This is a genomic window from Siculibacillus lacustris, assembly GCF_004328075.1.
GTDB lineage: Bacteria > Pseudomonadota > Alphaproteobacteria > Rhizobiales > Ancalomicrobiaceae > Siculibacillus > Siculibacillus lacustris.
In genome coordinates this window covers 120,270-133,066 of the sequence record NZ_SJFN01000011.1, presented here as the reverse complement: position 1 = coordinate 133,066, position 12,797 = coordinate 120,270, and the positions used below count along the sequence as shown (strand labels likewise).

Annotated in this window: 11 protein-coding genes; 4 read left to right on the top strand and 7 right to left on the bottom strand. The window is 70.2% G+C overall.

Features of this window, described 5'->3' with window-relative positions:
- Window positions 1-180: transposase (locus tag EYW49_RS09520; RefSeq protein WP_131308803.1), on the bottom strand; the 180-nt coding region annotated here is incomplete at its 3' end.
- A 109-nt stretch (window positions 181-289) separates the two neighbouring features.
- On the opposite strand from EYW49_RS09520, the gene EYW49_RS09515 reads away from it, so the two are divergent.
- Both EYW49_RS09515 and lexA read left to right on the top strand, forming a co-directional pair.
- Entirely contained in the window at window positions 290-712 is a 423-nt protein-coding gene (locus EYW49_RS09515; protein ID WP_131308801.1) for a hypothetical protein, read from the top strand.
- A 453-nt stretch (window positions 713-1,165) separates the two neighbouring features.
- The gene (gene lexA, locus EYW49_RS09510) at window positions 1,166-1,891 is read left to right on the top strand and encodes a transcriptional repressor LexA (RefSeq protein WP_131308796.1); all 726 of its coding nucleotides are present in this window, start codon (window positions 1,166-1,168) and stop codon (window positions 1,889-1,891) included.
- 163 nt (window positions 1,892-2,054) lie between these two features.
- On the opposite strand, the gene EYW49_RS09505 is transcribed toward lexA, so the two are convergent.
- Window positions 2,055-4,919 (bottom strand): ComEC/Rec2 family competence protein, encoded by a 2,865-nt coding sequence (locus EYW49_RS09505; RefSeq protein ID WP_131308793.1) that lies wholly within the window; start codon window positions 4,917-4,919, stop codon window positions 2,055-2,057.
- Window positions 4,920-5,043: 124 nt separating this feature from the next.
- On the opposite strand from EYW49_RS09505, the gene gltX reads away from it, so the two are divergent.
- Together gltX and gltA are read left to right on the top strand one after the other, a co-directional pair.
- Entirely contained in the window at window positions 5,044-6,468 is a 1,425-nt protein-coding gene (gltX, locus tag EYW49_RS09500) for a glutamate--tRNA ligase (protein ID WP_131308790.1), read from the top strand.
- Window positions 6,469-6,748: 280 nt separating this feature from the next.
- Window positions 6,749-8,041, top strand: coding sequence for a citrate synthase (gltA, locus tag EYW49_RS09495; RefSeq protein ID WP_131308787.1), 1,293 nt, complete (start codon window positions 6,749-6,751; stop codon window positions 8,039-8,041).
- A gap of 132 nt (window positions 8,042-8,173) precedes the next feature.
- Here gltA and lpxB read toward each other — a convergent pair whose 3' ends face one another.
- From lpxB to lpxD, 5 genes are all read right to left on the bottom strand, one after another.
- Entirely contained in the window at window positions 8,174-9,364 is a 1,191-nt protein-coding gene (gene lpxB, locus EYW49_RS09490; protein ID WP_131308784.1) for a lipid-A-disaccharide synthase, read from the bottom strand.
- Window positions 9,361-10,254, bottom strand: coding sequence for an LpxI family protein (locus EYW49_RS09485; RefSeq protein WP_131308781.1), 894 nt, complete (start codon window positions 10,252-10,254; stop codon window positions 9,361-9,363). Before EYW49_RS09485 ends, lpxB begins: the two co-directional genes overlap by 4 nt.
- A gap of 4 nt (window positions 10,255-10,258) precedes the next feature.
- Window positions 10,259-11,059, bottom strand: a complete 801-nt coding sequence (lpxA, locus tag EYW49_RS09480; protein WP_131308778.1) for an acyl-ACP--UDP-N-acetylglucosamine O-acyltransferase — start codon at window positions 11,057-11,059, stop codon at window positions 10,259-10,261.
- Between the two features lie 120 nt (window positions 11,060-11,179).
- The gene (gene fabZ / locus EYW49_RS09475) at window positions 11,180-11,653 is read right to left on the bottom strand and encodes a 3-hydroxyacyl-ACP dehydratase FabZ (protein WP_131308775.1); all 474 of its coding nucleotides are present in this window, start codon (window positions 11,651-11,653) and stop codon (window positions 11,180-11,182) included.
- Between the two features lie 20 nt (window positions 11,654-11,673).
- Window positions 11,674-12,735 (bottom strand): UDP-3-O-(3-hydroxymyristoyl)glucosamine N-acyltransferase, encoded by a 1,062-nt coding sequence (gene lpxD / locus EYW49_RS09470; protein ID WP_131308772.1) that lies wholly within the window; start codon window positions 12,733-12,735, stop codon window positions 11,674-11,676.
- Window positions 12,736-12,797 lie beyond the last annotated feature (62 nt).

Below are 12,797 nucleotides of genomic sequence, written 5' to 3'. Positions count from 1 at the left end.
GGCTTTCCCGGAGAAGACGCCTGACATTCCGTCGACCGCCTGCTTCTTCCACGCGCTGATCATCGTCTGATGGACGCCGTACTTGACCGTCAGCTGCGCCACGGTCGCCTCGCCCCGGATCGCCTCCAGCGCGACCTTCGCCTTGAAATCTGCCGAATACCGCTTCCGCTTCCCCGTCATCGGGATCGTCCTTCTCTCAGGTCGACCCAAGCTTACCGAACTGCCCGCCAGACGGGGACCACCTCAATGGCTCATCGCCGTACGAACCGCGAGAGAACCGGTCGGGCAGATGGATGAGGATTTCCTCGCCGCATTCTTGATGGCCCGAGCGCTAGGGCGCCGATCACGATCTCAGGCATGGCTGTTCGGGTTTTCCTACACAAAAGTGTATCGGTCCTTAGAGATGAGCAGACTTTCCGCCGAAGCGGAGCGCTTGGTATCCTCGCGCCTTGGTTGGGGTGGGTGGTTCGGTTGGGACAATTGCTCGCGGCTGAGAGAGACCGTCGTCGATGCATTCATCGACCGTCATCTCGATCCCGAAACCTTTGGCCGCCTCACCGATGATGGCGCCCTCGCAATCTCGTTGATTGACGAGGCTGCGCGATCCGGGCGCGGCCGACGGTACCTTGCCGAAGTTCGGTTAGCATTGAAGGACGCTGAGGAGGATAGTTTTAGAGCTCGGGCCGATTACATCGCCGGCAAGATCAAGTGACGGAGCGGGTCCAATATCGGTGGTCCAAGCGAGGAGAGCTCAGCTTCGACTCTCTGTTCATTCTGACCACTTCCGCATAACCCGCCGATGCGGATGCCCTCGCACGCAAGCTCCGATCAGCAGATAGCGTCCGCCTACTGAAGGCCCCGACCTCCGATCGCACTCGTTAGCCAAAGCGAATTCACGAACGGGTGCAAGGCAATAGGTTTGGTATTTTCCCAGGTTCTCGCTTTACCCCTTGCAGAACAACCAGAGAACGTGTAGTTTCGGTTCGTGATTTGTACCCGACTCGTCACCGCCGATCCGCAGGCCCGGTCCTTCGGAATCGCTGCGGGTGGGAGGGTACGAAACGGCGGACCGAAAGCGAGGGCGCGACGCCCTGCCCGATCCGACGCAGGGGGAGCGCCCGACTCGGGGAACCGAGGGCGGGTGGCGGAGACGGGGATCGGGCCGATGTTGACCCGCAAGCAGTACGAGCTCCTCATGTTCATCCACGAGCGGCTGAAGGAGACCGGCGTTCCGCCGTCCTTCGACGAGATGAAGGATGCGCTCGACCTGCGCTCCAAGTCGGGGATCCATCGTCTGATCACCGCCCTCGAGGAGCGCGGATTCATCCGGCGCCTGCCCAATCGAGCGCGCGCGCTGGAGGTCGTACGCCTGCCCGAATCGGTCGCACCGAGTCTGGCGGCGGCGTCGCGGGCCACGACGGCCCCCGGAAAGGGCTTCTCGCCCTCGGTGATCGAAGGCAGCCTCGGGCGACAACGCAGCGTCACGACCAGTGACGGCGAACGGGCCGAGATCGTCTCGGTGCCGGTGATGGGCCGCATCGCCGCCGGCACGCCGATCTCGGCGATCCAGACCTACACCCATGCCATTCCGGTTCCTTATGATCTGGTCGGCGCGGGCGAGCACTTCGCCCTCGAGGTGCGCGGCGACTCGATGATCGAGGCCGGGATCCTCGACGGCGACACGGTGGTGATCAAACGTTCCGACAGCGCCGACACCGGCGACATCGTCGTCGCCCTCGTCGACGAGGAGGAGGCGACCTTGAAGCGGCTGCGTAAGCGCGGCGCCTCGATCGCCCTGGAGGCCGCCAATCCGGCCTACGAGACCCGCATCTTCGGCCCCGATCGGGTCAAGGTGCAGGGCCGGCTGGTCGGACTGATCCGCCGCTACTGAACGCGGCCCGAGCGGGTCGGACGAAGGGTGCGGCGACGCGGCGGGTTCGACGTGGGCGCGGCCGTGTGCATCCACCGACGGTGCGCGGGCTTCGGCGCCGCGTGCCCGATCGGGAGTGACCGGAGTCGCGCCGTTCGCGCTCGCCACGACACGGTGGGGCGCCCTACCAGTCGTCGACGGCCGGCGCCGACGGCGGCCCCGCTGCCGCGGTCTCGGCTTCGACGGTCGCGCTCGCCGCTGCGGCATCGGCCGCCGCGATGGAGGCGGCTTCGCCGCGCGCGGCGCGGATCGCCGCGGCGAGCGGATCGACCGGGGTCCAGGGTCGCGGCGGCGACGGCAGCGATGTGGTGATCGCCACGGGCCGCGCGACGATCGGCGGTTCCAGGACGGCAACGGCTTCGACCGCTCCGGCGACGATCGGGGGCGACTTCGGGGCCGCAGATGGCGTGAAGGCGGCAGGCTCGGTCGTCACCGGAGCGCCGACGGCGGTCGAGACGACGGTCGGGCCGGTGCGCGCCGATCCGGCACCCGGTTCGGGTCCCGGGCCGACGATCCCCTCCCCCGGCGGACCGGCGGCGCGGCCGAAAACGGGATCGGCGATTGGATCGAGTCCGGGCTCGGCGGTCGGATCGAGCGGCGCGGGCGTCGGCGCGACGGCGGTCGGCGCGGGTCCGCCCAGCGCGCGCCGCAGCGGCGGGCCGGTGAACCGCAAGGTGGTGGCGCCGGAGGTCGCGAGGTCGATGCGGTCGATCACCGTGGTGCGGGCGCGGCAGCCGTCCGGTGCGATCAATGCGGTGACGATCAGTGCCGCCCGACGGCAGTCTTCGTCGAAGCCGCGGGGATGGCGCACCACGGCGATCACCAGATCGTCCTCGCCCAGGTCGCGTGCCGCGACCGCCGCCTCCCCGGGCGGACGTCCCGCCGTCGGCTGGTTCGGCGGCTGGCCGGTCGTTGGGGAAACCCCGTCATCCGCCCCTTGCCGCGCGGAAGCGGAAGCGGCCGACCCGTCGCTCCGCGCCGTCGGATCCGCCCCCGTCGGCGCCCCGCTTCCCGCGGCGAGCCGGAAGACGCAGCCGAGCGGGTCGCAGCGCCAGCCGGCGGCGAGCGTGGGATCGTCGGGTGGGCGGGAATCGGCGGCGGCCGCCAGCCAATTGGCGGTGTCGAAGCGATCCTGGCGGGTCGCCAGCACGTGCAGCCGCCCGGTCGCGTCGCGCACCGCCACCGGCGAGCCGTGGCGGCCGATCGATATGTCCGGGCGCGGGCCCATGAACAGCGCCGCCGTCGCCAGGAGCGCCGGGACCAGCCCGAGCAGACGCAGTTTGCTGCGCCATACCGACAGCCACAGCACCGCGACGATGCCGAGCGGCATCATCGCCGGATGCGGCGCGCCGATCAGCCCGGCGCCGCCCGGCAGCGCCGCCGCCCAGCGCCCGACCGCGACCATGAAGTCGATGCCCAGACCCATCGCCCATAGGGGCCAGGCGTCGAGACCGAAGGGCATCGCCAGCGCCGCCAAGACCGCCGCCGGCATGATCAGCAGGCCGGTGACCGGCAGCACGATCATGTTGGCGAGGATCGAATAGGGCGCGCCGCGAAAGAACACCCCGGCGATCACCGGCGCGGTGGCGAGCCCGGCGATCAGCGACGAGAAGGCCAAGCCCTGAACGTGCATCGCCACGCCGTGCAGCGCATGGGCGACCAGCCCCGCCTCGCGCTCGGGCGGTGGCCGCCGCTCCAGCCACAGCCGCCACAGGTCCCACGAGGCGACCAGCGCGATCACCGCGAGGTAGGACATCTGGAAACTCGGCTCCATCGCCGCGGACGGATCGACCACCAGGATCGCCGCCGCCGAGACGGCGATGGTGTGCATGGTCAGCGCCGGCCGGTCGAGCATCACCGCAACGAGCGCGACCGACAGCATCAGGTAGGAGCGCAGCGCCGCCACCTGGTTGCCCGACAGCAGCAGATAGACCGTGGTCACCAGAATCGCCGCCGCCGCCGCCCACTTGCGGATGGGAAAGCGCAGGGCGATCGCCGGAAAGGCGGCGAGGATCAGCCGGATCGTGGCGATCACCCCGCCCGCCACCAGGCTCATGTGCAGGCCGGAGATCGACACGATGTGGGTCAGGCCCGAGGCCCGCAGGGCTTCCGCCGCGGCGTCGGGGATCGCCCGCTGCTCGCCGACCATGATCGCCGCGCCGATCGCCCCGGATGCCCCCGGCAGGCTGGCGCGCACCCGGTCGGCGATGGTGTGGCGCAGATCGCCGATCGGCGCGAGCAGCCGGTCGAGGGTCGAGGGCGGCCCGACGTCGGCAGGCGACGCCCGCCCGAGCACGTAGCCGGAGGCGCCGCGCCCTTCGAAATAGGCGCGGCGGGCGAAATCGTAGCCGCCCGGCAGCACCGGTCCCTCCGGCGGCTTCAGGCGGGCGCGGAAGGTGACGCCGTCGCCGACCCGCGGCGCCGCGGCGTAAGGGGCGAGCGTCGCCGAAATCACCCGCGGCGTGGTCTCCGGCGTCAGGCCGCGCCCCTCCATGCGGGTGACCGCGAGGCCGAGGCGGGTGCCGCCGCGCACCGTCGCGTCGAGATCGACCACCCGGCCGGTCACCGTCACGGTGCGCGCGTGGTCGAGGCGCGGCGCCGCCCAGCGCCGGGTCTCGAGCGAGCCGCTCGCCACCCCGGCGGCGAGTGCCGCGAACACCGCCAGCCCCCGCGCCGCATGCCCGCGCCGGCGCAGGATCATCGTCGCGACGATGGCCGCCAGCGCGACCGCGACGCTCGCCGGCAGCCAGGGCTCGCTCAGCACGGTGAAATAGGCGGCGATGCCGAAGGCATAGACCACCACCAGGAGCGGCCCGCCGAGGCCGTCGCCGAGGTCGTCCTCGACCGCGTCCGCCGCCCGCCGGGCGAAGGCGGCGAGCCGCAGCCGCCACGAGCCGGCGATCGCCAGCGACGCGAGCGGCGCAGCGCCGCTGCCCGCCGGCACCGTCGCCCCGATCGATCCGCCCGGATGCAGCTCCGCCCCGGTCACGCCGACTGCCTCTTGGGAATTTCGCCACGATCATGCTACAGGAACGCCCGTGCTCCTGACCATCGGTCCCGACGACCGAAACCGGTCCACCCCCTCCCCTTTCGTCATCGAGACCGCTTCCGACATGGCCGATTCCGTCGTCACCCGTTTCGCTCCCTCGCCGACCGGCTATCTCCACATCGGCGGCGCCCGCACCGCGCTGTTCAACTGGCTCTACGCCCGCCACACCGGCGGTCGCATGCTGTTGCGCATCGAGGACACCGACCGCGAACGCTCCACCGACGGCGCGATCGACGCGATCCTCGACGGGTTGCGCTGGCTCGGCCTCGAGGGCGACGGCGAGCCGATCTTCCAGTTCGCGCGGATGGCCCGCCATGCCGAAGTCGCCCACGCCCTGCTCGAGGCCGGCCACGCCTATCGCTGCTGGGCCACCGCCGCCGAGCTCGACGAGATGCGCGAGCTCGCCGCCAAGGAAGGCCGGCCGCCGCGCTACGACGGCCGTTGGCGCGACCGCGACCCGGCCGAGGCGCCGGCCGGTGTGCCCTTCGTGGTGCGCCTGAAGATGCCCCAGGACGGCGAGACGGTGATCGACGACCGCGTCCAGGGCCGCGTGGTGTTCCGCAACGACGTGCTCGACGACTTCGTGCTGCTGCGCTCCGACGGAACGCCGACCTACATGCTCGCCGTGGTGGTCGACGACCACGACATGGGCGTCACCCACGTGATCCGCGGCGACGACCACCTGACCAATGCCGCCCGCCAGACCGGCATCTACCGGGCGATGGGCTGGACGGTGCCGAGCTTCTCGCACATTCCGCTGATCCACGGCGCCGACGGCGCCAAGTTGTCGAAGCGCCACGGCGCCCTCGGCGTCGACGCCTATCGGGCGCTCGGCTACCTGCCCCAGGCCCTGCTCAACTACCTCGCCCGCCTCGGCTGGAGCCACGGCGACGACGAGATGTTCTCGCTCGAGCAGGCGATCGCCTGGTTCGACATCGCCGACGTCAACAAGAGCGCGGCGCGCTTCGATTTCGCCAAGCTCGAGAACCTCAACGGCCACTACATGCGCTCGACCCCGGACGACGCGCTCTACGCGGCGTTCCTGGCCTTCCTACCGCACACGCCCGACGGCCGCGCCCTGCTCGCCCGCCTCGACGACGACCTCGCCGCCCGCCTGCGCGCTGCGCTGCCGGGGCTGAAGGAGCGCGCCAAGACGCTGGTCGAGCTCCTCGACGGCGCCCGGTATCTCTGGGCCGAACGCCCGCTGCCGCTCGAGGACAAGGCGGCGGCGTTGCTCGACCCGGCCGGTCTGGCGGTGCTGGCGGCGTTGGCGCCGCGCTTCGCGGCGTTGGACACTTGGACCACCGAGAGCACCGAGGGCGTGGTGCGCACCTATGCCGAGGAAGCCGGCGTCAAGCTCGGCAAGGCGGCCCAGCCGCTGCGCGCCGCCCTGACCGGCCGCACCACCTCGCCGGGCATCTTCGACGTGCTGGCGGTGCTCGGTCGCGACGAGAGCCTCGGGCGCATCGCCGATCGCCTGGCGGTCTGACCGCCGGGGGACCGGGCGGCCGCGGCGGGCCGTGTTGCGATGCGAACCGATTCGTTCGCAGCAACGGTAGGGGCTTGAAGCGCCGAACCTTTGGGCAGCCGGCGCGTTCGGTCATCCGTAGGAAGTGCTTGTCCCTCCGGCGCGAATGGGCTAGGGCTCGGTCTTGGGCGCGCTCGGTGGAGATCGAAGATCTCTCCTCGTCGACCGGTCGAAACGAACCGGTTCAAACGAAGGCGCAAGCCGTCACCGTGGTCGATCATCCGCTTCGGGGGTACTCCGCATGAGCGATAAGTCTGCGACACTCACCATCGGCGAAAAGTCGATGGTCCTGCCGATCCATTCCGGGTCGATCGGCCCCGATGTCATCGACATCACCAAGCTCTATGGGTCGACGCATTGCTTCACCTACGACCCGGGCTTCACCAGCACCGCGGCCTGCGAATCCAAGATCACCTACATCGACGGCGACGCCGGCGTGCTCCTGCACCGCGGCTATCCGATCGAACAGCTCGCCGAGCACGGCTCGTTCCTCGAGACCTGCTATCTGCTGCTCTACGGCGATCTGCCGACCCATGCGCAGCACGCCGACTTCGAATCCCGCGTCTATCGGCACACCATGGTGCACGAGCAGATGGCGAAGTTCTTCACCGGCTATCGCCGTGACGCCCATCCCATGGCGATCATGGTCGGCAACGTCGGTGCGCTCGCGGCGTTCTATCACGACAGCTTGGACATCACCGACCCGCATCAGCGGATGGTCGCTTCGATCCGCATGATCTCCAAGATGCCGACCATCGCCGCGATGGCCTACAAGTACACGATCGGCCAGCCCTTCGTGTACCCGACCAACAGCCTCGACTACACCTCGAACTTCCTGAAGATGTGCTTCTCCATTCCCTGCGAGGAGTACAAGGTCAACCCGGTTCTGGCGCGCGCGCTCGATCGGATCTTCATCCTGCACGCCGACCACGAGCAGAACGCCTCGACCTCGACCGTCCGCCTCGCCGGCTCGTCGGGCGCCAACCCCTTCGCCTGTATCGCCGCCGGCATCGCCTGCCTGTGGGGACCGGCGCATGGCGGCGCCAACGAAGCGGCGCTGCAGATGCTGCAGGAGATCGGCACCGTCGATCGCATCCCGCACTTCGTCGCCCGCGCCAAGGACAAGAACGATCCGTTCCGTCTGATGGGCTTCGGTCACCGGGTCTACAAGAACTACGATCCGCGCGCCAAGATCATGCAGCACACTTGCCACGAGGTTCTCGCGACCCTCGGCATCAAGGACGATCCGCTGCTCGACGTCGCCGTCGAACTGGAGCGCATCGCGCTGCACGACGAGTATTTCATCGAGAAGAAGCTCTACCCGAACATCGACTTCTATTCGGGCATCACCCTCAAGGCGATGGGCTTCCCCACCTCGATGTTCACCGTGTTGTTCGCGCTGGCCCGCACCGTCGGCTGGATCGCCCAGTGGAAGGAAATGATCGAGGACCCGCATCAGAAGATCGGCCGTCCGCGTCAGCTCTACACCGGCGCCCCGCAGCGCCCCTACGTACTGCTCGACGACCGCGCCTGAGCGATCATTTTCGTGTGACATCCGAGGGGGCGCCGCGAGGCGCCCTCTTTCGTTTGCCGGGTGTGTGCAGAGATGCGCTCGGCGGAGCGCCGTGTGTCCGACCGGGTCCGGGCCGCGCGACGGCGGCCGGGATCAGCGTCCCGCGACCTCGAGCACGGCGTCGGCCGCGGCGTCGGCGGGGCTGCCGGGCACGCCCGCGCGCATCCGCGCCTCGAGCCGCGCGAAGGCCTCGATCTGGCGGTTGCGCTCCGGCCCGTCGACGAGCAGCGCGCCGAGCGCCGCGGCAAGCGTGTCGGGCCGGCAGTCGTCGTCGATGAATTCGGGCATCGCCTTCTCGCCGACGATCAGATTGGGCAGCAGCACCGAGCGCACGGTGAGGATCGGCTGGACCGGCACCGGCACCCGGATCATGTGTTTCACCAGCCGGCCGAGGGCGTCGAGGCGATAGGCGGCGACCGCCGGCAGTCCGGCCAGCGCCAGTTCGAGCGTCACCGTGCCGGAAGCGGCGAGCGCCGCGTCGGCGTCACGGAAGGCGGCATATTTGGCGTCGCGCCCGGCGACCAGGTTCGGCGTCACCGGCCATTCGGCGGCCCTGGCGGCGATTTCGGCGGCGAGATGGTCGACCGCCGGCAAAGTCACCTCGAGCGGCCCCAGCGCCGCCTGGACGCGCCCCAGGGCCGCGCCGAACGGCGCCATCAGCCGCGAGATCTCCGAGCGCCGGCTGCCCGGCAGCACGACGATGCGCAAGGGCCGTTCGCCGGGCCGCGGCAGCGCGCGGGCGCCCTCCGGGCGGACCGCGGCGAGGTCGTCGAGGAAGGGATGGCCGACATAGGTGGTCGGCGGGCCGCCGAGCACGGCGTGCACCGCCGGCTCGAAGGGCAGGAGTGCCAGCAGGCGATCGGCGAGCTTGGCGATCTTCTTCGCCCGCCCCGGCCGCCACGCCCATACCGTCGGCGACACCCACAGGACGATCTTCTGATCGGGCCGTGCCCGCCGCACCCGCGCCGCGACGCGGTGGCAGAAGTCGGGACTGTCGATCAGCACCAGCACGTCGGGGCGCGCGGCGATCGCGGCTTCCGCCGTCTCGCGGATCCGCCGCAGGATGGTCGGCAGGCGGGCCAGCACCGGGCCGATGCCCATCACCGCGATGTCGGCCATGGGAAACAGCGAGGCGATCCCCGCCGCCGCCATCGCCGGGCCGCCGACCCCGGCGAACACCACGCCGTCGCCGAGCCGCCGCGCCAGGGCCTCGGCGAGATGGGCGCCGAGCACGTCGCCCGAGGCTTCGCCGGCCACCACATAGATCGACAGGGGCGCGCTCATGGGGCTCCCTCTCCGTCCGCGGCGAGCGTCGGATCACCGTCGCCGATGCCGACCACGAAGATGCCGCGGGTGTCGGCGACCCCGGCGACCGCGGCGCGATCGGCGACCAGGGCCGCCCCTTGCTCCACGGCGATGCCGGCGAGCCCGGCGCGGGCCGCCTGCAGCACCGTGTCGGGGCCGATCGCCGGCATGTCGAGCCGCCGGTCCTGGGTCGGCTTGGCGCATTTGACCAGCACGCCCGACGGCGCCTCCAGCCGGCCGCGGCCGGCCTCGAAGGCCGAGATCATCGCATCGGTGCCCTGCGGGCCCTCGTGCGCCACCACCACGCCGTCGACGACGATCACCGCCTGGCCGAGGTCGGCGGCGCCGTGGCGACGCGCCTCGGGCAGACCGGCGGCGATGTCGATCTGGTCGCGCGCGTTCGGCACCAGGCGCCCGAGCGGCCCGGCGGGCATCAGGAGCTCCGGGGCGACTTCCGCGGCGCCGACGATGGTCACGCCGCGCGCCTCGATCAGCTTGGCGATCTTGCGCAACAGGCCGTCGTCGCCCTGGCGCAGGATGCGCAGGTTGCGCAGCACCACCCAGATGCCGGTGAAATCGAGTTCTGAGAGACGCGGCAGGCGGCGGGCGCGGATGCCGCCGATGATCACCAACTCGCGCGCGCCGATCCGGCGCATGCCCGAGAGCAGCGTGCCCAACTGGCCACGGCCGATCCAGCGATGGCGATGGGCCTCGATCGCCGGATCGGCCTCGCCGCGGATGGCGAAGATCGCCACCGGCCGGCCGGCGCGGACAGCTGCCTCGGCGACCAGCAGCGGGAAGGCGCCGCCGCCGGCGAGGATCGCCAACGGCCGTCGGGCGGGGTCGATCTCCGGCCGCGCGCCCCTCACGTGGTCATCCTTCGCGGCCCGACCGCGGCATGCAGACGCGGCGGTCGCCACCCTCGCGGATGAACTCGACCACCTGCATCACCAGCGGCTCGTCGGCGAACATCGTCGCGACGTCCTCGACCCGTTCGAGCAGCGTGCCCTCTTCCGAGAACAGCATGCGATAGGCGGCGCGCAGGCGATGGATGTTCTCGCGTTCGAAGCCGCGGCGCTTGAGCCCGACGATGTTGAGGCCGCCGAGCCGGGCGCGGTCGCCGATCGCCGAGCCGTAGGGGATCAGATCGTTCTCCAGCCCCGACAGGCCGCCGAGGAAGGAATGGGCGCCGATCCGTACCCACTGATGGACCGCCGAGAGCCCGCCGAGAATGGCGTGGTCGCCGACCGAGACGTGACCGGCCAGCGTCGCGTTGTTGACCAGGATGACGTGGTCGCCGACCTTGCAGTCGTGGGCGACATGGGCGCCGACCATCAGCAGGCAGTGATCGCCGACCCGGGTCAGGAGGCCGCCGCCCTCGGTGCCGGGGCTGATCGTCACCTGTTCGCGGATGGTCGTCTGGCGCCCGACCACCACCCGGCTCTCTTCGCCGTGGTACTTCAGGTCCTGCGGCGGATGGCCGATCGAGGCGAAGGGATAGATCTTCGAGCCTTCGCCGATCTCGGTGAGGCCGGCGAGGCTGACGTGGCTGACCAGTTCGACGCCGTCGCCGAGCACCACCTGGGGACCCACGACGCAATAGGGGCCGACCCGCGTCTCGGCGCCGAGGACGGCCCCGTCCTCGACGATGGCGGTCGGATGGATCTTGGCCATGGCAGTCGACTTTCCGTGGTTGTTGGCGAACGTGGTCTAGCCGATCCCCGGTCGCGACCCGAAATCACTTCGCGTGTCGGATTGTGACGAAGGCGGCCGACGTCGGCGCAGAGGCCGCGGTCAGTCGCGCACCAGCATGGCGCTGACCTCGCCCTCGGCGACGATCTTGCCGGCGACCTTGGCCTCGCCGCGATACCACCACATGTTCGACCGCTGCTTGATCTTCTTCATGTGATATTCGAGCGTGTCGCCGGGCTGCACCGGCTTGCGGAACTTCACCTTGTCGATGGTCATGAAATAGACCACGCTCGGCTTGCCCGGGCCGCCGACCTTCAGGGTGTTGGCGACGCACATCGCCCCCGCCGTCTGGGCCATGCCCTCGATCAGCAGCACGCCCGGAAACACCGGCCGTCCGGGGAAATGGCCCTGGAACTGTGGTTCGTTGAAGGTGACGTTCTTGATGCCGATGCCGGACGTGTCGCCGTCCATCTCGATGATCTTGTCGACGAGAAGAAAAGGATAGCGGTGCGGCAAGAGTTCGAGCAACCGAAGAATATCGACGGATTCGAGCATCGAGTTCGCAGTATCGGACATCACACGGTCTTCCCCTGCAATCAGTTTTCGTGATCCGACCCCGACGACGGCCCCCGCCGCGCCAACTTCTTCAGGGTCGCGAGTTCGCGAGCAAATTCCATGATCGGCCGCGACGGCGAGCCCATGATCCGCGCGCCGGCCGGGACGTCGTTCATCACCCCGGACTGCGCCCCGATCTGGGCACCGGTGCCGATCTTGAGGTGCCCGGTCAACCCCGCCTGGCCCGCCGCGACGACGAAGTCGCCGAGATGGGTCGAACCGCTGATGCCGACCTGCGACACGATCACGCAATGGCGGCCGATCTCGACGTTGTGGGCGATCTGCACGAGATTGTCGATCTTGGTGCCCTCGCCGATCACCGTGTCGCGGTTGGCGCCGCGGTCGATGGTGGTGTTGGCACCGATCTCGACGTCGTCCTGGATCACCACGCGACCGATCTGCGGCACCTTCTGGTGGCCGCGCGGCCCCATCGCGAAGCCGAAGCCGTCCTGGCCGATGCGCACGCCGCCGTGCAGGATCACCCGATTGCCGATCAGGGCATGGATCACCGTCGCCCCGGCGCCGACATGGCAGTTGCGGCCGATGCGGACGTCGTGGCCGATCACCGCGCCCGCCGAAATCACCGTGCCGGTGCCGATCTCGGCGCGGGCGCCGATCACCGCGCCCGGCTCGACCGTCACGCCCGGCTCCAGCCGCGCCGCCTCGTGGACGTGGGACCCAGCGGCGATGCCCGTGGCGCCATAGGGGCCCTCGAGCCGCAGCGCCGCCGGATAGAGCCGGCCGGTCGCCGTGGCGAAGGCCCGATAGGGGTCGCCGACCACCAGGGCGACCACGCCGGCGGGTACCCGCTCGGCGAAGCGGGCGTGGATCAGCACGGCGCCGGCCCGGGTGGCCGCCAACATCTCGGCGTATTTCTTGTTGTCGAGGAAGGTCAGGTCGCCGGGCCCGGCGGTGTCGAGCGGCGCCACGCCCTGCAGCACGATGTAGCCGGCCTTGTCGTCGGTCACGGTCGCACCCGTCCAGGCGCAGATCTCGGCCACGGTGACGGGTTTCGGAGTGGGGAAGAAGTCCGGATCGCTCATGACCAGCCGTCGGGCCTCGCCCTGTCGGAAATGCGAAAAGGCCGCCGCGAGAGAAGCGGCGG